The 21,801-nt window shown below is 32.3% G+C and carries 17 protein-coding genes; 4 read left to right on the top strand and 13 right to left on the bottom strand.

The genetic code is table 11. The features are described from left to right. Nucleotides 1-4: 4 nt before the first annotated feature. Entirely contained in the window at nucleotides 5-1,060 is a 1,056-nt protein-coding gene (locus tag LUA90_RS09690; RefSeq protein ID WP_231490801.1) for a UbiA prenyltransferase family protein, read from the bottom strand. Nucleotides 1,061-1,062: 2 nt separating this feature from the next. Beyond that, nucleotides 1,063-1,716: an HAD family hydrolase gene (locus tag LUA90_RS09685; RefSeq protein WP_231459356.1), complete on the bottom strand. Its 654-nt coding sequence runs from the start codon at nucleotides 1,714-1,716 to the stop codon at nucleotides 1,063-1,065. A 95-nt stretch (nucleotides 1,717-1,811) separates the two neighbouring features. On the opposite strand from LUA90_RS09685, the gene LUA90_RS09680 reads away from it, so the two are divergent. After that, entirely contained in the window at nucleotides 1,812-3,437 is a 1,626-nt protein-coding gene (locus LUA90_RS09680) for a glycosyltransferase family 39 protein (protein ID WP_231490800.1), read from the top strand. 24 nt (nucleotides 3,438-3,461) lie between these two features. Beyond that, nucleotides 3,462-4,310: a beta-1,6-N-acetylglucosaminyltransferase gene (locus LUA90_RS09675; RefSeq protein WP_231490799.1), complete on the top strand. Its 849-nt coding sequence runs from the start codon at nucleotides 3,462-3,464 to the stop codon at nucleotides 4,308-4,310. Between the two features lie 51 nt (nucleotides 4,311-4,361). Here LUA90_RS09675 and LUA90_RS09670 read toward each other — a convergent pair whose 3' ends face one another. Genes LUA90_RS09670 through LUA90_RS09630 form a run of 9 tightly spaced genes read right to left on the bottom strand, consistent with a single transcriptional unit; the run spans nucleotide 4,362 to nucleotide 13,532 of the window. Further along, nucleotides 4,362-5,354: a glycosyltransferase family 2 protein gene (locus tag LUA90_RS09670; protein WP_231490798.1), complete on the bottom strand. Its 993-nt coding sequence runs from the start codon at nucleotides 5,352-5,354 to the stop codon at nucleotides 4,362-4,364. Nucleotides 5,355-5,403: 49 nt separating this feature from the next. Then, a complete protein-coding gene (locus tag LUA90_RS09665) occupies nucleotides 5,404-6,414 on the bottom strand; it encodes a UbiA family prenyltransferase (protein ID WP_231459360.1) in 1,011 nt (336 codons plus the stop codon). After that, a complete protein-coding gene (locus LUA90_RS09660) occupies nucleotides 6,414-7,607 on the bottom strand; it encodes a glycosyltransferase (RefSeq protein ID WP_231490797.1) in 1,194 nt (397 codons plus the stop codon). The genes LUA90_RS09665 and LUA90_RS09660 overlap by 1 nt, the downstream gene beginning before the upstream one ends. Before the next feature lie 14 nt (nucleotides 7,608-7,621). Continuing rightward, nucleotides 7,622-8,527, bottom strand: a complete 906-nt coding sequence (locus LUA90_RS09655) for a class I SAM-dependent methyltransferase (RefSeq protein WP_231490796.1) — start codon at nucleotides 8,525-8,527, stop codon at nucleotides 7,622-7,624. 10 nt (nucleotides 8,528-8,537) lie between these two features. Continuing rightward, complete coding sequence (locus LUA90_RS09650; protein ID WP_231459363.1) at nucleotides 8,538-10,352, bottom strand: ABC transporter ATP-binding protein; 1,815 nt, start codon at nucleotides 10,350-10,352, stop codon at nucleotides 8,538-8,540. A gap of 45 nt (nucleotides 10,353-10,397) precedes the next feature. Continuing rightward, on the bottom strand, nucleotides 10,398-11,216 hold the full coding sequence (locus tag LUA90_RS09645) for a methyltransferase, TIGR04325 family (protein ID WP_231459364.1): 819 nt from the start codon (nucleotides 11,214-11,216) through the stop codon (nucleotides 10,398-10,400). Nucleotides 11,217-11,225: 9 nt separating this feature from the next. Next, nucleotides 11,226-12,323, bottom strand: coding sequence for a DegT/DnrJ/EryC1/StrS aminotransferase family protein (locus LUA90_RS09640; protein ID WP_231490795.1), 1,098 nt, complete (start codon nucleotides 12,321-12,323; stop codon nucleotides 11,226-11,228). Continuing rightward, nucleotides 12,298-12,672 (bottom strand): FdtA/QdtA family cupin domain-containing protein, encoded by a 375-nt coding sequence (locus LUA90_RS09635; protein WP_231459366.1) that lies wholly within the window; start codon nucleotides 12,670-12,672, stop codon nucleotides 12,298-12,300. Before LUA90_RS09635 ends, LUA90_RS09640 begins: the two co-directional genes overlap by 26 nt. Next, the gene (locus tag LUA90_RS09630) at nucleotides 12,660-13,532 is read right to left on the bottom strand and encodes a beta-1,6-N-acetylglucosaminyltransferase (RefSeq protein WP_255717644.1); all 873 of its coding nucleotides are present in this window, start codon (nucleotides 13,530-13,532) and stop codon (nucleotides 12,660-12,662) included. Before LUA90_RS09630 ends, LUA90_RS09635 begins: the two co-directional genes overlap by 13 nt. Before the next feature lie 261 nt (nucleotides 13,533-13,793). Here LUA90_RS09630 and LUA90_RS09625 point away from each other — a divergent pair, with 261 nt between their 5' ends. Together LUA90_RS09625 and LUA90_RS09620 are read left to right on the top strand one after the other, a co-directional pair. Beyond that, nucleotides 13,794-14,708 carry a glycosyltransferase family 2 protein gene (locus tag LUA90_RS09625; protein WP_231490793.1) on the top strand — a complete coding sequence of 305 codons (915 nt, stop codon included), beginning with the start codon at nucleotides 13,794-13,796 and terminating at the stop codon, nucleotides 14,706-14,708. A gap of 8 nt (nucleotides 14,709-14,716) precedes the next feature. Further along, nucleotides 14,717-15,883: a glycosyltransferase family 2 protein gene (locus tag LUA90_RS09620; RefSeq protein ID WP_231490792.1), complete on the top strand. Its 1,167-nt coding sequence runs from the start codon at nucleotides 14,717-14,719 to the stop codon at nucleotides 15,881-15,883. Here LUA90_RS09620 and LUA90_RS09615 read toward each other — a convergent pair whose 3' ends face one another. Together LUA90_RS09615 and LUA90_RS09610 are read right to left on the bottom strand one after the other, a co-directional pair. Then, nucleotides 15,884-16,570 carry a 4'-phosphopantetheinyl transferase superfamily protein gene (locus tag LUA90_RS09615; RefSeq protein ID WP_231490791.1) on the bottom strand — a complete coding sequence of 229 codons (687 nt, stop codon included), beginning with the start codon at nucleotides 16,568-16,570 and terminating at the stop codon, nucleotides 15,884-15,886. A 7-nt stretch (nucleotides 16,571-16,577) separates the two neighbouring features. Further along, a complete protein-coding gene (locus LUA90_RS09610) occupies nucleotides 16,578-21,788 on the bottom strand; it encodes a non-ribosomal peptide synthetase (RefSeq protein ID WP_231490790.1) in 5,211 nt (1,736 codons plus the stop codon). Between the last annotated feature and the right edge of the window lie 13 nt (nucleotides 21,789-21,801).

Below are 21,801 nucleotides of genomic sequence, written 5' to 3'. Positions count from 1 at the left end.
TAATCTATCTACTGTATTTATAATTATTTGCGTTACTTAAAAGCCAGTGTAGCCAAGGTATATCGATAAACATTAATACACACAATAAAATGGTAAATAATACCAGGTACAACATAAACCATTTTCTTGTGTACAATTTCTCCGAACCTTGCACCGGCGAATCATCGAGTAAACCAATTTTAAGGTACCATGCAAAAAGTAATGCAAAAAATGGAAAACTTATTAATAATTCAATCCTATCTTTTATCAGGAAAATCCCCATAAAAAACGCACAGGTTATAGCATAGAAAAACATTGAAACCAGCAAACTGTTTTCACTGTAGAATTTAAATGATTTTCTATACAAACTAGCAACTTTAGGATCGCCAATTAAGCGGTATTCTGCAAATCTTTTTGTGGCCATTAAAAATGCACCGCCCATCCAATAGGCAATAATTATACTTGCAGGCGGAAATGTGTTGATCCAATCTAAATCCCATTTACTGCTTGGAATGCCTAATGCCGGACTAAAAATGAACCATCCGGCAGCAAAGCGAATAGGATTGTTTACCGATTCGGTCAATACGTCCAGAAATACTCTATCCTTGCTTCTAAATGGTTTAACGTTATAAATAATCCCCATTATTAAGAGGAATATCGCGACTGACATAAATTTGATAGAAACGAAAAAAGAAATGGTAATGCCTATTAATGCTAATAATGCATATTCGGTGTATACAATGGAAGGTTTAACAATTGTAACTACAGACGATCGCTTATTTTTTAGTGGATGGTACTTATCAAAGCTAGCATCTAAATATTCATTAATTACATAATTTGCCGATGCAATAAGACAAATACTCGTTAAACCGAAAAAAATCTTTAAAAAAATAGAGCCATTTAAAGTGGTGTTAAATATAGATAGGGCAAAAAGCATTCCGGGTATCATAAATAGGTTCTTCACCCAATTGTCTGGTCTGGCTATTGCTATATATTCTTTTAAGCCTGCTGGACGAAGTTCGGTTTCCTCGAAATTAATATCAGATGTGGAGTTTCCGGGGATGGTAATTTTATCGATCATGTTTAGGGATTGAGCAATTTCTTAGCAAGGTGCTTATATAATGAGGTAGATGCAGCTTCTTTTTCAACAAGAAAGAATGGCACATTCGCATTTTCGGCGCATTTTCCATCCAATTCTTTTCTATCCCCAAAAAACAAGCACCTGCTAGTGTCATTTATATTAAATTTCGATTTGATAAAATTTAAACCAGCAGAATTTGGTTTCATGGCATTGATATTTGAGTCAGTTGAGCTTACTAATAAATCTGCTTTCAAGTCCATTGCTTTAAGTTTGTTCAATGAATCGTAATCAGAATAAATTGCAATTTGAATGTTTTTTTGAGCTAAGGTTTCGAAAAATAAATTAATACCAGGATAGCTACACTCTTTTAAAAAACGATTGGGAAAGTTAAATATCCATTTATCTACAACTCTTTTAATGTGATCAATCGGTTTATTAACCTTTTCCTTACACCACAGATATTGCTGCTCGGCTAGCTCTGGTGCGCTTAAGCCCTGCTTCTTTTCTCGTTCTTTTCTAAAATGATAGAGTATTTGAAGCTCATTAATCTTCCATGGGTGAAGCAAAAAATATGAAACTAAAGCAAAAAGCATTTTTTTTCTGAGTTGGCTTTGGTTATATAAAGTGCCATCAACATCAAAAATTACTAATTCCAAATTATTAAGGGATACATTTTTCACCTAGGGGGAGATTAATTAGTGTAAAATTATTAAAAATTCCGATATTGCAGAATTCCCGATGGCTTATTCTCATGTTGCTCTTAAAAAAAGAATTAAATAACTATAAATTAGTCGATTGGCTAATTGTTTTGGTCGTTTTTCTAGGCACTTCCTTAAGACTTTTTCATTATATAGCTGATAGATCACTATGGTTAGATGAAGATTACCTCGTTTCTAGCTTATTGCGGTTTGATTATAAGCAACTTATTGGTAAACCTTTAGATTATCAGCAGAAAGCACCTATTGGATTTCTTTTAGTTGTTAAATTTTTTTTAAAGTTGCTAGGAAACAGTCAGTATAGCTTGAGGATTTTACCTCTATTAACAGGTATTCTATCAATTTTTGTATTTATTCCGGTTGCAAAATTTTTCCTTAAAAAATGGGGACTGTTTATTTCCATTGCCATTATATGTCTATCTCCAGCATTTATTTACCATTCAGTAGAAATAAAACAATACTCAACAGAATTACTATGCTCAATTTTGGCTTTTTATGTTATTCTACGATTTAAAAATTTAGAAAATATATCTGATTCTATCATATTAAGTTTTTCCGGGGCCATTTTATTATGGTTTTCTTACTCATCAGTATTTATTTTAGGTGGAATTGGTATTGGTTTATCGCTTTATTACATGATAACTAAACAATGGCGGCTTTTATTTAAAAGCTTTATTCCCTTTTTTACCTGGTTAATTAGCTTCATTACTTTATTTTTTTTATTTATAAATAAAACTCCTGATGCGGAGTGGGTTGTTACATGGTTTAGGTTTTACGATAATTTCATGCCTCTGCCACCAAAATCATTATCTGAATTAAAATGGTTTTTTACAAGTTTTTATCGCATGCTTGACTATCCGCTTGGGTTATTATGGAATTTTGCAAGCGATGGTGGCGATGGACATTTATTAAATATTATCGTTAAAATGCCATGGATACCACTTACACTAATCTTAGGTGGAATTTATTGTTGTTTTAAATCATCTAAAGAATATTTTTTTTTATTAATTACGCCTTTGCTACTGGTATTTTTAGCCTCTGGTTTAGAATATTATCCATTAACAGAACGCTTCTGGTTATTTATAGCGCCAATATTTATAATTTTTGTGGGTATTTGCATTGATAACATTAATTCTGGTAAAAAAACTAAACTTTTAAAGATAACATTGGTTGTACTATTATTAATTTCCCCTTGCATACAATCATTTAAATCAGTTGAAGATGAGAGTACCTTTTACGTTCATAAAAAATCATATCAAAAGGAAATATTTAATATGGTAAATTCTGAATATAAGGATGGTGATGCTGTTTATGTATATTGGAATGAACTTTCAGGATACAACGTATTTGAAAAACTGAATAAATATAAATTTTACGCAATAAAGGGGAGGGATTTTCGGGGAATTTCTAAAAATCTTGCTGATTATAATGTAAATTTAACCCAGGATTTTAATAAATTTAAGAAGAAAAAAAGAGTATGGGTTATATTTAATAATCGATATCTTTCAAACGTTGGCGATCCCATTAATATACCGAAATGGTATTATAACAATAAAAGCGTTCCAGCAGAAAATCTTCGAAGTCAATTATCAAAAACCGGAAAAATTATTAAGTCAGTGGAAACACTGGATATTAGCGTTTATTTATTTAAGATAGAATAGACGCCAATTTTAAATTGTCCCTAAATGCGTATTGCACATATTTTAATGGTTCATAAGAATCCACGGCAAGTTTTGCGACTAGTAGAACGCTTGAACCATCCATTTTTTGATATTTATATACACGTAGATAATAAGGTGGATATATTAGAATATGAATTCTTACTAAAGATACCAAGAGTTAAGTTTATAAAATCCAGAATTACCTGCAACTGGGGTGGCTGGAGTTTTACCAATGCAATAATTCAATCTTTAAAGGAGGTTGTAGATTACAATCAAAACTATGATTTTGTTAACCTAATAAGTGGACAAGATTATCCGATTCATTCTTCTGAATATATTTATGAGTATTTTTCAAAAAGATTGGGCAAAAATTTCCTACACATAGAAGAAAAAGATTCGGTTTGGTTTAGTGAAGCTTTAGACAGATACGAAAAGTTTCATTTTACAGATGCCAAATTTAAAGGCAAATATTTTCTGCAAAACATACTTAATCTGGTTAGTAAAAAGCGTAAGTTTCCTGATGGCATGGAGTTTCACGGAGGGAGTAAATCGTCTTGGTGGACGATTAGTTACGATTGTGCAGTATATTTAACATCGAAATTACATAACAATAAAGAGCTCAAAAAATTTTTTAAATATAGCTGGGGCTCTGATGAGTTTGTAATTGCTAGTATAATCATGAATTCTGAACACGGCAAGAATACAACAAATGATAATTTGCGATATATTGAATGGCCGGAAGATAGTGCTCATCCAAGAATACTAAGTATAGGCGATTTAAATGCAATAACTAATTCAGAGATGATTTTCGCAAGAAAGTTTGATATTGCGGTAGATGCTGAAATTTTAGATAAACTTGACAAAATGCCTTAAGATTAGCCTCCTTTTATAATATAAAGACCTTCTTAGATTAAAGTTGAAATTTTATAAAATCTTTTTTTGAGCTTTATCTTTTTTCATTTTACGATTAATTTCTCGCTCAATTGCCTCAATATAAATTTTTGGAATCGTTTTTAATGTGTAGGGAACGCTTACACTAAAAGATTTTTTTAGGAGTTTTATTGAATTCGAGATGTTGTGATTTCGCAAGAGATGATGTTTAGATAGCTCTACCAAACTTTCCATATACCTTTTTTGCATTATCAACAGTTCTTTTTTTGTTAAAAGATGATTGAATTTATCCATCTTTAAACTTAAGTCGGCAATGTATAGATGTTCTAAAACCTCATGCCAATGTCTGCCATCAAAAATATTAATATCATCAATACGTTTTCGCCATAACCTTTCTAAAGAATATGCAGCCTTTGGCTGTTTATTTAAAATCATCTCTAAATATAAATACCAATCATCTCCAATATTTATATTTTCTGCCCAGCCAGAAACTATTGAAGATTTTCTTAATACAACAGATGATGATGGAGAAGGACAAGCTTGAATGTAAAGTTCTCTCAGATCTGCATAGTCTAAATTTACCCAATCACCTTTTCTGTTATCTTTATATTTTTTTAAATAAGGGTCGTTAACTAAAAAATCCCAGCTATCTCCAACCTTTTTATCCTGGTCCCAATTAGCAAAAACGAAATCTAAGTTATCTGTAGTTAGCTTATCTATACACTTTTGAAGGAATTCAGGATACCAAATATCATCAGAATCAAGGGACGCAATCATTTCGCCATTCGATTTACTTAAGCCCAAATTTCTGGCAGAAGCCTGGCCACCATTCTCTTTGTAAAAGTATTCTACCGTTGGGTATTTATTTTTGACTAATTCTGCAGTATTGTCTTTAGAACCATCATCTATTACAATAATTTGTTTATTTGGATAGGTTTGATTTATAGCACTTTCGATAGCGTCACCAATTTTGGATTCTCTGTTGTAAGTAGGTATTATGATGGTAACAAGAGTAGGGATGTTCATTTTGGTATGCTTTTCAAGGTATTCAAAAGTAAGTATAATATGTGTGCTTCTATGCTTTAAGTTTATTATTAATAATCTGTTTTGTTATTAGTTTAAAGTCTTTAATAACTATCCAAATATTTTTCGGAAACAATATGATATGTAAGATTAACATTAACCAACCGAATTTGTTATGTAGAGATAAACTTAATAATACGGCAAGTGGCATAAAAACTAAATACAAATCATTTAATAATAATTGAGACGGCTTATTTGTAGGGATAATTATTAAACCAGTTTGGTATTTTAATATAGAATATCTGCCAAGGGTTAACAATATATACGCAAAAACTGCTAGCGCTATGTATAGATTTAAAATATTATATAATATTAAAATTGTACCAATCATCTCAATTCCTAAAATAAAATATTCTGTTTTACGGAAGTTGAGCGGATTTACCGAGGTTGCATAGGTTGTTGTTTTACTAATCAGGTCGTTTTCTCTATCATGAAATTGATGCACCAAAATTCCTCTAATGCCATAAAATAATGCCCATAAAGCAATAGAAATCATCCAAAATATATTTTGTTTATGTCCAATTGCAAAGGGGATGTGAGCACTCATTAATAAAGATGGAAATAGGTGAGCGCCGCTTGCATCACATAAAACACCGATAAAACCAGATTTTTTAAATCTAAATGGAGGAAGAGAATAGGCCGAAAATACCACATAGGATAGCGTGAAGAATATCAATGAAAGCGTATCTGGCCAGATATTGTAACCGAAGAATATACCAATTATCAAACTCAATAAAACTACAAGGGTTCTACCTAATTTTGACATGGTTGCCATTCTGTTTTTTTTGCCAGCAATTTGATCTTCTTTTATATCAGCCAAATCATTAATTATACTAACATAAACTGCCCCAAAAATTACAGCCAGTAAAACTTTCAGAATAAATAGTATTGTCTCTTCAACTTCCAAATTATAGAATAATGTTGTACTGTAGCCTACACTTAATATTGGAATTAATTTATATTCCCACCATTCGTTGTATCTGGTAAATTTTAGCAGTTTCATTAATCCGTTTTCAAACTCTTTAACACTAGGTCTGCAAAAATCTTTTCTGGGTTTGGAGGCAAAACCTGTTTAATATATTCTGCAGCTTTTCTACCAATATCTTCCCATTCAGATGATCGTTGCCATGCCTTTTCCATTGCTAAATCAAATGAATATTCATCACCCTCTCCAATAAATCCAGTTATACCATCTTGAATAATTTCAGCATTTCCACCAGCATTTGATGCTATTGTTGGTCTGCCGAAAGACATCGCTTCGATGATGGTTAATGGAAGCCCCTCACTTCGGGAAGGTAAAATCAAGGCATGATGTTCCTTCCAAATTTCCCGAATGTCATCTGTATAACCCTTAAAATAAATATTGCGTAAACCGAATAATTCGGCCATGTCTTTAAGCCCCTGTTCATCCGGACCTTTTCCTAAAAACGTTATGGATAAATTCCTTTCCCGCCATTTAGGCGAGTTTAAAATCCTCAATAAAATATCCTGACCCTTATCAATTACAAAAAGCCTACCAACGCAGGCTAACTTTATAATTTCATTATTTGTTGGATAAGGTAGCGGGTTAACTTCTGTTTTTACCGGATTTAAAATAATTTCGCTATTGGGTAATCTAACCCCAAATTGCTCTTCGGTTATTTTTAAATTATGTTTTGAAACGAATAAACATTTTTTTGCCTTTAGCAATGTTTGCTTCATATAATTTCTGTCACCTTGGCTAGGCCAATAAAACTCAACTGCCTTGTGCGCAACAATAATATATGGTATGTTTTGCTTTAAACATTCGTAGGCAAAGCTCAAACCATCAAAATTTATACCTTGAGAAATAATGGCAAAATCGGGACTGTCTTTTGCTAAAAAATTAGATATATTCTTCGCAGATTTATTCCAGCTAAATTCCGCAATACCCAATTTATCAGCAATTCTACCAATTACATGACCTACCTTCGCAGTTATTGATTTGAGCCTTTTTAATTTCCCATCAAACTCCCTAATTTGTAAACCTTCTTTAATGAGATTTTTAAATTGTGGATGCTGTTTGTTAACACGGTTTTTATAAAGAATAACATTATCAACTCCATTAGATTTAAAATGAGGAATACTTTTTGCCCAGAGCTCTTCACTTCCTCCCCAATCATCAAGACAGGCCGTGATAATTACTAATTTTTTAATTCTATTGTTGCTGTTAACCACTCTTATTAGGTTGATTAGTATTTATATTTAATTCTGTTTTTTAATCCTCGAAGAAAAATTCCTGATTTTATTCTATACAAGAATTCTTTAAGCAAATTTTTGTTTGTAATTCCGGCTAACGGACTCACAAATTGCATATTTGGGTCTACTACTGCAGGTTCTGGTATTTCTTGCCATACAACTTTTCCAAGATTTGTAAAATCTGCAATCTTTCTTTTTGATTTTGCAAGTATCGCTTTTCTTGATACCCAACCTTGCATATAAGGAGGATACCTTATGATTTCTATCTCATCATAATATGGTTGAAACAACTTGATAAAATGTTCGATATGCGGCGATACTAAATGTTCGTGAAATATTCCTGTACCAGCCTCTAACCATGACCATGTTACACTAGTTAAATCTAATTTTCCGCCAAATACATCGATTTGCATTTCATAAGGAATCGTAACATTTGGCCTAACATCCTCCAAATCAACAATTGGTAAAAATACATTTCCACCTTCACTATTCCATGATATTATATTGCTTACAACACTTTCTACTTCCTTAACACAATTTACGTAGCAATAAGCGCCCCACATACAACTTATTAACGACCATTTATTATGCCATTCTGGTACATCAACTCTAAAATCACCTTCTTTAAAAAATTCAGCATCAGGATTTGCGACCTTAGCAATCTCAAGCATTTTCGGTGAAATATCTAATCCAGCTCTTTTTATTTGTGGAAATAAACTTAAAAAATAACCAGTTCCACAACCTAAATCTAGCCAAGCGGTTTGTTTATTAATAAGTTTTTTAAAAACATTAACCTCCGTATCCGAACTAACTTTCGAGAAAGGATTTAGTAAGTATCTTTCATTGTAATCGCTAGCATAACCATTATCGTATATCTGCCAAAGGTCTTCTTTTTTCATTTCTCGTTAGTTAGTTTTTCTTTTGATTTTTAGTATCAATATCTTTTTTAAACAATAGGGCATAATCTCCTTCTTCATTTATCAATTTATTGTGAGAACCTTCTTGTTTTATCTCGCCTTCAGAAATAACATATATGTAATCTGCATGTTCTACTGCAGAAACCCTGTGGCTAATTATTAAAGCTGCCCGGTCACCTATTCTAGTTCGTAAAGACTGGAAAAATTCTCGTTCTGAAAAAGCATCTAAAGCACTTGTTGCCTCGTCTAATATTAAAAGGCGAGCAGGGCTGTACAAAGCACGGGCAATTGCTAATTTCTGCCATTGGCCAATACTCACTTCATGTCCATCATCAAATAATCTTCCCATCATAGTTTGATAACCATCAGGAAAATTATTTATGTATAAATCTGCTCCGGAGTTTTTTGCAGCTTCAATAATTTTAATTTTATCATGTTCTGCATCTATGTTCCCAAACTTAATGTTATCCTCGGCAGAAAAATTATACCTTCCAAAATCCTGGTAAACAACGCTTACCTCTTTGTGATAATCATTTAAGCTAAAGTTTTTGATATTGATATTATTTATATCGATTGAACCTTGAGTTGGGTCATAAAGTCGTGATAAAAGTTTTATAAGAGTTGTTTTTCCTGCACCATTCAGGCCAACAATAGCAATTATTTTGCCACTTGGAATATTGATGTTAATATTCTTTAAAACTGGCTTTTTTCCATGAGGGTAGGTAAAAGAAACATTGTTAACCAAAATATTTGTTGCCTCTTTTGGAATAGCTATTGTATTAGCCTTATCAGTTATAACGGGCTTTAAATCAAATAAATCAAAGATGCTGGTAACAAATATATTATTTTGATATAGTTTTGATATACAGGCTGCTAAAGCTTGCAAGTGATTAAAAGATTGAGGAAAAACTACTAGAAATAATGTAATATCACCGACACTTGTTTTGCCTGTTATAACTCCGTTAGCAATATAACCTACACATGCAAAAAAACCTGTTGTGGCTAAAATCGTGGTTACAATTTCATTTAACATACTCTTTTTGCTTATTGTCAGTTTTTCTGATAACAGCATTAATCGAATGTTTAAATATAGTTTTCTAAGGTAATCTCCAATACGTAAGCTTCGAACATCTTTGGCCGAAGTATCTGAGGTTATTAAGCCACTCAAATAAACAGATTTCCGCTCCAAAGATGTTTGCTTCATTCTCCAACTATGTAATTTTTCTGCAAATTTGATTCGAACTAACATTGTAGGGAGCACAAAAAGAACAAGTAAGGGGAATAGAAACCAATCGATAGATAATATCACAGAACCTAATGCCAAAAGCATCATTAAATTTTTTAGGGTTTCTATTAAATTGGTTACTACAGCATTTGGGCGTTCTGGGCCGGCTTCTTTAGCTCTTTTAAGAATATCAAAATACGCCGGACTTTCATAAAATGATAGATCTAATTTGATTGCACTTTCATGAATTTTATCATCGATAAATTCTGATACTTTAGCTGCTTGAATTTCTGTGGTATATGCTGAAATTGACTTGGAAACAGCATAAAGAACAGCAGAAATGGCGGCTAATAAAACATAAATGAAAATATCTTTACCATTTTGAACATCTACTTTAGCAAGCTTATCAATTAAAATTTTTAAAAAGTAAAGGGAGCAGAAAAATAAAGCACTCTCAACAATAACCATAGAAATAGATATTACTGTCGATTTTGGTGCTACTGACCAAACAAGTCCTAATGTGCGCTTAATATTAAGATTGGTTTTTAGCTTTTTAAACTTTTGGGCAAAAGAATCTATCATTAATTATTGGATGTTTTAGGATGATTTGGATTTATTTGGAATGATTTAGGATGATTTTAATTTCCATAATGAACCTTCATATCTGAAAGGTTTAAGATTGATATAATATTTTTGAGGCTCAGAAATAAATTCAAATTCCTTACTATAATTTGTATTTAATTGCGCTTCTAACTTATGCTTACTAAAAAATGTACAAGGGTATGAAGCTTCAATGCCATAAAAAACCGGAGGTACATTCTGAATTGTTATTCTATCCACTTCATCAGGATTGTAGCCAACCAAATCTAACATCAAATATGGTACATTAAATGATTGAATATGTTGTAAAAGATTATATGGATTTTTGATGTACTGTAATGAACTTGATAGTAATAATAGATCAGGATTAGAATTTGATGCAAGACATTCTTCCAGTGTATAATAGAATTTTACATGCTCGTTTTCGAATTGCTCTTTCCCAATTTTAACATAATTTTCTTGCTCTATAATACACCAATTTAGTTCTGTTAAATGATTTAAATAGTTTATATTTTGATAATAGGATGTTCCAAGGGAACCGCCAAAATCAATCAAAGTAAGTTTGTTGTTATTTCTTGATGCAATTAGCAAAAGTGTGCTTAAAAGATGGTGATTAACAGAAATTTCATCATAAATTAAACCATCTCTTTCATAAACAGCTTCATTATCTCTAACCTTTTGAGTTGTTTCAATTATTCTGTTTAGAATATGATTTTCATCATAACCTTTACATTTCTTCTGCGCCTCATCAAATGAGCTATAATTGCCTTTCCATCCGTATTTAAAGCTATACCAGCGTAAAGTATTTATGATGGGCGGGGCAAACTCTTTAAGAAGATAATGCATAGTAAATTTTTAATTAAATTCGTTTAAAATTTCAATTACTTTCAAAATGTCTTCTTCAGTATGGGCAAAAGAGCAAGGTAAGCTTAATGTTGTTGCATGTATTTTTTCAGAAATCGGGTAAGATAAACTGTTAAAATTTATTAACGCTTTCTGTTTATTCGGAGCAACCGGATAATGGATTTCAGTATCAACATCGTGCTCAAATAGATATTTCTTTAATCTGTCTCGCTCTGGATGCCTAATGTTATAAATGTGATAAACGTTATGAAAATTTTTGTCAATTATTGGTTTAACGAATTTTTGTGTTAAATTGTTTTGATATAATTCTGCAAGTTTTCTTTTATGATTATTGATGCCATCTAAGTGAGGAAGTTTAACTCTTAAAAATGATGCCTGAACTTCATCTAATCTAGAGTTATAACCGATTATTCCGTTATGATATTTTTTCTCTGAACCGTAATTTCTTAACTGTTTGAGTTTAATGTAATCATCTTCTGATTTGCAAATGATAGCACCTGCATCACCCAGTGCACCCAAGTTTTTGGTTGGATAAAAGCTGAAACAACCAAATTGACCAAAGGTACCAGCCAATTGATTTTGATATTTGGCGCCATGTGCCTGAGCACAATCTTCAATAATTTTTAAATTATGATTATCAGCAATTTGTTGTATTGGTAACATCTCACAGCATTGCCCGTATAGGTGAACCACCATAATAGCAATGGTTTTACTGGTTATAGCTTCTTTAATTTTTTCTGGGTCAATGTTATAAGTATCAATTCTTGGCTCAACAAATACGGGAATTAAATCGCATTGTAAAATGGAAAGAATACTAGCGATATAGGTATTCGATGGAACAATTACTTCATCACCTTTTTTAAAATTGCAACATTTTAAGGATAGAATAAGGGCATCTAATCCGTTGGCAACACCAACAACATATTTTTCATTGTGGTAGTTTGCAAATTCTTTTTCAAATTCTGCAACCTCATTACCTAAAATATACCATCCACTATTAAGAAAATCGTTAAACTTGTCTTTAAAAGCACTTTCAAATGGCTTATTAAGCAGTTTTAGGTTTTCATAGGGTATTCTGATATGGCTCATATATGTAGTCTTTAGGATCAAAGGCTGTAGAAGCCAACACTAATAAAATTGCATCAGGAGAAAAATCATGCATCACATGCCAGTCTCTAGGTTCTAAAATCAAACATTTTTCAGGTGAGTTTAAATCAAAAACTTCTCTTTTTTCGCCGTCATTATTAGAAATTTTGCAGGAACCCTGAATGCAAATGGCCGCCTGATAAGTATTATGATGTCTATGTCCGCCACGGGCAGAATCATCTACTGCATATATGTAAAAAAGCCGCTTGATTTCGAAATCAACTACCTTATCTAAAACAGTTAAAATTCCGCGGGTATCTTTAAAAGTTGTGAGGTTAATTATATGGCCCATGTAAAAAATGTGAGAAGTGTTAATAATTTTGCGTCGATCATATCTAATAATTTACCGCTTACATTTTGATTAACTTTACGGATAAAAAGCATTTCTGATTTCATGATTTTTTCAAAATCAGATTCATCTAAAGTTTTAGGATTTGCGCCACCTAATGACCAATCTATGTAACGATAATTATTATTTATAATTTTATCCTTGTAAGCTGAGTTAAGCAATATTGTTTGAAAAACAAACTCATCGCTTGCCCAGCACAGTGAGAAAAAGTTTATAAGTTTTTTATCTTGTTCAACTTTGTTTACAACGTACATTGCAACCTCAGGGCTCAGCATCCAAAACATCGATTTACCGTAAGGATGAAGATTATATGGTATTTTCCTTTTTGGCATTATGTAATTTACGATATTTTCAAGCGTACTTTTTCCTTTAAAGGTGTGATTTGAAAAAAAATATTTTTCCATCCTTATTAAGCCTTCTTTCCAATCATTTTTAATATCCCGGTAGCTTAAAAATTCTTTCCCAATATTCTCTTTGAAAAATGACATCATCTCCTCGGCTGGTTTCAAAGGATAATCTTGTCCACTTAGAAAATTGATAAATTCATATTTAATTCCTGTATCCACAATTTCTTTAATACACTCAAAAGTAGCCTTAACTGTATTATAGCCAGCCCATCTTACATCAACTCTGTTATTAATAAAATATACGTTAGGTATACTTTTTAAAAATAGATGAGGGTTAATGTCGAATTTTTTATCCACGTGAATGTAAAAATCGAAGTCTTTGTGCTCCATATTTTTAATCATTCTTTCAGTTTGTTTCGGATCTGTGTACGTTAAAATTAGATGAGCTACCCGCATAAAGTTTTTTCGGTATGATATTGTAATTAAATTTAGAGCACTCTTAAATTTAATTTAGGTGAAGATTTGATGAGAAACTTTAACCCCCTCAAATGTATAAATTTTAAGCGTAAAAAGCCCGAATATTATACGATAAATTGATTCTTAGTGTAGTTTTTAAGATACTCAGGTTACAATATTCACTAATATAAGATTGAGTTTAGAAATAATAAAACTGTATATCTTATGATATGAAATATCTAATATTTACTTTTACAATAAATGAAGTATGTCTCTATTATTACCGTTAACTTTAATCAGCACCAGGTTAACTTAGAATTTTTAAAATCTTTAATAGAATATCCCTCCAAAAAATGTAAAGTTGAGTTAATTTTTGTTGATAATGGAAGCTCCCTGCAGCACCAAACTGAATACAAAGATGTTTATCCTGAGCTGGTGTATATCCGTTCAGATAAAAATTTGGGTTTTGCCGGAGGTAACAATTTAGGTATTGATGCTGCTAACGGAGATTACCTTTTACTTCTTAACAATGACACCGAGATCACAGATGGCTTTATTGATGCTATGGTAAATGAAATGGAACAAAAGCCAGAAATTGGTCTTCTCTCTCCATTAATTTTATACCATGATGCACCAAGTATTATTCAATACGCTGGTTTTACAGATATGAATTATTTAACCTGTAGAAATAGTGGTATAGGTAGTATGGAGGTCGATAACGGTCAATTCGATAATGATAGCCGCTCAACCGGATTTTGCCATGGTGCCGCCATGATGTGCCGTAAAGCGGATCTGCAACTTGTAGGATTAATGGCAGATGAATTTTTTCTTTATTATGAAGAGTTAGATTGGTGTGAAAAATTCAAAAAGTCGGGTAAAAAAATCTGGTTTACTGGGAAAGCTAAAATTTACCACAAAGAATCTATGAGTGTTGGTAAAGAGAGCGCTATTAAAACTTATTTTATGACAAGGAACAGGATGCTGTTTATCCGTAGAAATACCGGTTTTTTGAATACTTTATTATTTACTATTTATTATATTTTTATAGCCTGTAGCAAGCAAATTATAACTTACTTATTAAAAGGTAGAAAAGACCTCATAAAATGGGTTTTAAAGGGTGTTCTTTGGAATTTTACTAATCGTATTGATAGTAAAAAGCTTGGTATTAATATTTAACTTCCTGTATGATTTTAGTTTTTTGGATTTCTTTATTTATTGTTGTTTACACATTTGTTGGTTATGGATTTTTACTTTTTCTGTTAATTAAGTTAAAGAGGCTTTTTGTAAAAAAAATCGTTTTTAATAGAGAGTATGAACTGCCAACCGTTACCATTTTAGTGGCAGCCTACAACGAAGCAGATATTATACAAGATAAAATTAAAAATACGCTTGAGTTAGATTATCCAAAGGATAAAATACAAATCATTTTTATTACAGATGGTTCCTCTGATGCTACTCCGGATAAAATTAAGCCTTTTACTGAAATTACTTTAATGCATGAAAATGCTCGCACCGGTAAAATGGCTGCTATTAAAAGAGCTATGCCTATGGTAAAAAATGATATTATCGTTTTTACGGATGCCAATACATTTTTGAACAAGGCTGCAATTAAGGAATTGGTAAAGCATTACCAGAATGATAAGGTTGGCGCTGTCGCTGGCGAAAAACGTATTATGGTTGAAGAATTAGCCGATGCAAGTTCGGCAGGAGAGGGCTTTTACTGGAAATACGAATCATATTTGAAAAAATGGGATTACGAATTATATTCGAACGTTGGCGCCGCCGGAGAGCTTTTTAGCATACGGGCTAAATTATATCAGCCGGTTGAATCTGATTCAATTATTGATGACCACATGATTGCAATGCGTATTGCAGAAAAGGGTTATATTATTGCCTATGAAGCTGAAGCTTATGCAATGGAAACTGCATCAGCCAATACGAAGGAAGAACTGAAACGTAAAATTAGAATTGCAGCAGGTGGTTTACAATCTACATTGAGACTGAAAAAGGCTGCAAATCCATTTTATTATCCGGTATTAACGTTTCAATACATTTCTCACCGCGTATTACGCTGGACTGTTACACCATTCTTACTTATAATTGCTTTTCTTTTAAATATTTTTATTGTGGCTGAAACCGGGTTGTTTTTGTACAAGATTCTACTAATAGCTCAAATTTTATTTTACACTTTAAGCTTAGCAGGTTGGTTTTTTGAAAGTAAGAATATTAAGATTAAAGTGTTTTTTATTCCATATTATTTTTGTGTAATGAATTACGCAGTAATTGCAGGTATCTTTAGATATTTAGGTAAAAACCAAAGTGCAGCCTGGGAAAAATCTAAAAGAAAATAATCAAATAATCCAGAATTTTATAGCGTTGTGCACCGAAGACTTGAAAGCCAAGCTTGCAACATAATCATTGTCAATTAAAAAGCTTTTAAGCTCAAAATATTCCGTATTACGCTCTATTCGATTTTGAAAAGTATTTATGGATTCTAAATTATCAACTAACCCTTCGCCTGTTGCTTTCAAAACGGCTTCTTTTCTGGTCCAAAATGTATAAAAGTTTTGTCTGTCTGCCTTAATTAAATATTTTTTTTCATCTGGATGAAAACACGTTTCTATTATCGATTCGAAATCAAATGGCTTAGTTAATGATTCTACATCAATGCCTATTGGCTTAGGGCTAATGGCAATTAAAATTTTATCTCCGCTGTGCGAAACATTAAATTCAATACCGCTTAATTTTGGTTTATTATTGTAGTGCTGACTAAACTGTAGTTCGGAAGGCGTAGTATATAAAATTTTTGATAAGATTAACCTGAGAAAATATTTACTGGTTATGAATCGTTTCCTATCCCTTACCTGAAGATATTTTTCTGATTTTAAAATCTCGTTATCAGATAAAACATCTTCATACTTAGAATAGATATCTTTAAATTTTTCGGCAATATTTATTTTAAAAATATGTGTATGGCTGTTGTCTAAATTCCAGTCTGTAATTTCCCAGTTAATATTATCAATAAATAAATTTTTCATTTAATTATTAAATAGAATTAAGCTTTTTCTGAAGTATTTCTGCAAACTCCTTGTCGTTTGGCGGAAATAAAAATGTTTTGTGGTCGCCAGGTATTTCGTGCACTTCTACACCTTGCTTAGCAAATTTACCCCAACCTAAATGAATTAAATCATCCAGATAATACAGTCTTTTTGCTACTCTAAATAAGGTAACTTTCAAATCTGCTGGTGCTAAATAATAATTATTATGTGCAATATTATAATTTTTATAAATCTCAGTTTCATATTCTGTTAGTACATCTTTAGTTGCAACACTATTCGTTCTAATTTTTTCTATCCTATTTTTAGTAACTGTAAGTTGATAATCTATCGTTTCTTTTGGATTACTTATAAAAGATTTTGTGAAGAATGGAACCTTGTGAAACTGACGTTTAAATTTCTTAAATAAATGATTTGCCTTATCATCCACTACCTCATTATTTCCGGCGTAAGTATCCATAATGCCCAAGAGCTTAATCTCTTTTCCTAATAACTTTAATTCTTTTGCAATTTCAAATGCTATAAATCCGCCGAGAGAATAACCCGCCAATGCATAAGGGCCATTCGGATTAACCTCTAAAATCTCTTTAATGTATCTTTTTGCAATTTCATTTATTGTTGTTGGTACATCCGTAGGATGATTTAAGCCTAACGCTTGCAAGCCATAAACTGGTTGGTCTTTATCGAAATAAGTGCTAATTGATTTAAAAAGTAAAATATTTAAGCCACCTCCATGAATTAAAAATAGCGGCGTTTTACCTCCATCTGTTTTAATCGGCACTAAGGCATCCCACTTAGATTCTGTTTTCCCGTCTGAAAGTTGTCTGGCTAATTTTTCAATCGTAGAATTATTAAATAGCGTTGCAAGTGGAAGGCGTTTACCTGTCGATTTTTCGATGGTTACCATAACCTTTACCGCCAACAGCGAATGACCTCCTAATTCAAAGAAATCGTCAGTTGGTTTTAAATTATCTAAACCTAAAATGTCTTTCCAGATTTCTACAACTAATTTCTCGTTCTCTGAAAATGGTCTGCTTTGTTTTTCAGAAGTGTTTACTGCCTTTTTAGAACTTGGTTTTGGTAATGCTTTTCTATCAATTTTGGCGTTTGGTGTTAAGGGAAAAGTCTTAAGCGCTATAAATTCTTCAGGAATCATGTAAGCTGGTAAATGCTCACTCAGATTTTGCTTCCAATGTTGAACAATTTCTTTTTCAAGATGGATTTCATTTTGAGAAATCGGTGTTCTAGCAAAGTCATATATGTTCTTTTTAAGTTCATCAGGAAATGCAAATTCTGGAATAACCAATTCATCAGTTATAGGAATGAAAACTACATCAAATAGTCCATCTGTTCCATCGCTTGTCCACCTAACATGTGCATTGTAGCCGATTTTTTCACCTAAAGCCCAAAATAAATCAGGACTCAATCCTTCATCAATAGAATTAATTTTAGCTTTTACATCCCTAATGCGTGTGTCAACACTAACTTTTTCCAAAAATTTTATCAAATGATAATCTTTTGCTGTTCTTGAATTGAAAATATTTCTTATTTCAATAACATTATTATCTGGATTTTCATTTAATAAAAGCTCCAGTTGTTCAACTTCTTTAACATCGCTCCAATATTTAAGAATTTGCGATTTCACTTTACTTACAGGCTTATTTACATACAGCCAGATATCGTAATGGTATTTTGTAGTTTCGTTTAAAGACGAACCTTTTCTTAACTGAACATCTACACCCTTTATTTGTGGAAAGAGCTTTGGTAAAGCGTAGAAAAATGCAGGGTCTGCAACAAATTCTTCTTCAATTCTTACTCGATTATCAACAGTATTATTAAAAATCTCTACAGTGTTTGAGTCTGAATCTCTTGGTAAATGGTCCATCGCATGGCACATTCTTAACGAATTTTTGCCTTGCATATCCCCAATAAAAATACAACCTCCATCTGTAATCGATTTAAGGGATTGTTTTATAACATTTAAAAGATAATCAGCATCTGCGAAATATTGAGCCACACTATGGATCAAAACCAAATCAACCGGAGTGTTTCCAATTGCAGAGAAGTCATCAGCCGATGCTGCTAATGCCTTAACATTGCTCCATTTTTCAGGTTCTGAATTTAAATGGAGGTTAATATTATCTATAGCTGCTTGAGCATAATCGGTAGCAATGTAATACTCTGTTTCCGGAGCTAACTCATATAAAATTTGTCCGGCACCACTTCCAATTTCATAAATTCGTTTTGATTTTTGCTCTTTTATCCTTTCAACAGAAGTTTCTATCCATTCTGCTGCTTGTTTTTTTAAATCTTCACTATTTGCGAGGTGTTCAAGAAGCGTTCCATCTATATTTTGGTCAGAAACATCAAGAGATGACTTATTTTCAGCTCCAATTTCATATAAGGTATCCCAATGTGCTTTCCAGGCTGAGTCATTTACATCGTCATTTTTATTTTCAAGCGTTAAATATGCTATTAAACGTTTATCATTCGGAATATCTTCACGAGCTAAAACAACAGCTTGCTTAACACCATTTTGCTTCGATATAATCGATTCAATTTCACCTAATTCAATTCTATGACCGCGAATTTTAACCTGATGATCTATTCTGCCTAAGCATTGGATTTCTCCATTATCAAGAATTTTACCTAAATCTCCGGTTCTGTACAATTTTTTGCCGGTTTTCTTGCTAAAATTATCGGGAACAAATTTTTCGTTTGTAAGTTCAGGTCTGTTTAAATAACCTGCCGCAACGCCTTCTCCGCCAATGTAAATTTCTCCAACTTCATTATTTGCCAATCTGTTTCCATTTTCATCAACAATATATACTTGTGTATTGTTAATTGGCCAACCTATCGATACTATCTTGTCTTCTGCTTCAATCTCTTTTACGGTAGACCAGATTGTGGTTTCGGTTGGGCCGTACATATTCCATAGCTCAGTCGATAGATTAAGTAGTTTTATCGCTAGATCTTTTGGCAAAGCCTCTCCGCCAGAAAGTATTTTTAAATCGAATTTACTATCCCAACCAGAATCTAAAATCATCTGCAAAGTTGATGGAGTAGCCTGAAGCATCGTGATTTTTTCTTCTTCTAAAACTTTTAAAAGGATACGGCCATCTTTGGTAGACTCTGTATTAGCTAAAACAAGCTCAGCACCAGAAATTAAAGGCAAATAGAGTTCTAAACCTGCAATGTCAAAAGAGATGGTTGTAATTGCCAATAATCTATCCGAGCCTTTTATACCAGGACTTGTTTTCATGCTAATTAAAAAATTAGCCAGATTCCTATGGGTAATTTTTACACCTTTTGGTTTGCCGGTTGAGCCTGACGTGTATAAGATATAGGCTAAATCACTTCCCTTTATTTCCTTTTCTTCAAATGTTTTTGAGTAAGATTGAAGTTGTGGCCAAATTTCATTTATAACAACTTCTTCAACATTACTTTGGTATTTGGTATAATAATCATCAGAAAGCAATAAGAGCTTCGCATTAGAATCTTCGAGCATAAACTCAATTCTATCTACAGGATATTCAGGATCAAGGGGTAAATAAACTGCGCCGGTTTTTAATATGCTTAACAAAGAAACCAGCATTTCGGTAGATCGGTCTACAGAAATCGCAACAATATCTCCCTTTCCAATGCCTTTCTCTACTAAATAAGATGCAAGTTGATTTACTTTATTATCCAATTGTTGATAACTCAGCTTTATACCTTCAAAGCTAAATGCAGTTTTATCAGGATAACTTATTACGGATTGAGCTATTAATGTATTTACTGATTCATGCTCAGCTATAAAAACTTCATCGGCCGCTTCAAAAAATACATCTTCTTTATCGGTAAGTTGGGCTATACTACTTTCCGGATTTAATATAATTTTCTCTAAAAGAGTTTTTAAGGTGCTATTAAATGATTCAATTGTTTCTTCTTTAAATAATCCGGTATTGTAAGACCACTCAAGCACTAATCCATCTTTTGAACTGGTAGCGTTTAAGAATATTTCAAAGTTTTCATACGCCCTCGGATTACTGATAAGCTTATAGTTTAAACCATCAAATTTTACTGAATTATCCATGCCCATGTCGATGTTGAAAACGACAGGTACCAATGTAATTCTAGAAGGATCTCTGGGGATGTATAATTTTTTTATAAGTTCACCGAAGGTTAATCTTTGATTATCATAGGCATCTAATACTTCTCCTTTACGTTTTTTTAAATAATCGATAAAGTCCTTTTCGGTATTTATAGTAGTTTTTAAAGGCAACAGATTAACACAATGACCAACCAAATCACACATTTCGGTTGCCGATTGACCAGAAGAGGGTAGGCCTACAACAAGTTCTTTTTGATTGGTTTTTTGATATAGGAAAACTTCAAATGCTGATAACAATGTGGTAACCAGACTACAACCGGCTTTTGCACCAACACTTTTAACTTTATTTATAAAATCTTTATCGTATGGATAATCGATTCGATTTCCTTTATAAGTTCTCGGAGATTGACGTGGATAGTCTGTCTGTAAATCTAAAACCGGTACATTATTTTTAAAAATATCCAGCCAAAAGTTCTCAGTTTTTCTAAAATCATCAGATTTTTTAAACTTGGCTTGTGCTATCGCATAATCACTTATTTGTGCAGGGCGGTCCAAATTTAAGTTTTCACCGTTGCTGTAAGCATTATACATTTTACTTAAATCTTCTAATATCACACCAGTAGACCAGCCATCGCCTATGGCATGATGCTTCACGATGGTTAGAAAATGTTCGGCAGTATGTAATTTATGTAAATAAACCTTAAATAATGGTCCTTCATATAGATCCAGTGGAGTGTCGAGAACCCTTCTGATGAAAGATTTTAAAAGTGATTTTTGCGCTATTGAATCTAAATCACTTATATCTACAAGTTCAAAATCAACCGGTAAATTTTTATATATAATTAAAGATTCTCCGTTGGGGCTAATGGTAGATCTCAAAGCCTCATGACGTAAAACTAAATCATTTACAGCTTTATTTAGGGCATTAAAGTTTAATTCGCCAGTTATTTCTAGCGATACAGATTCATTGTAAGATAGATTTGCATCCTCACCACCAATAATACAAGACAGCCAAATTTCTCTTTGGGGCTCGTTAGTGGGGGTGATTTTTTCAATTATCTTTACCTCTCCAAAAGGATCAAAATCAACTGGAGTAAAGTTGAGCATAACTTCTATTTTA

This window comes from Pedobacter sp. Leaf170 (assembly GCF_920984665.1).
Taxonomy (GTDB): Bacteria; Bacteroidota; Bacteroidia; order Sphingobacteriales; family Sphingobacteriaceae; genus Pedobacter.
The sequence above is the reverse complement of the archived record's forward strand: the minus strand, read 5'-3'. Positions and strand labels throughout refer to the sequence as shown.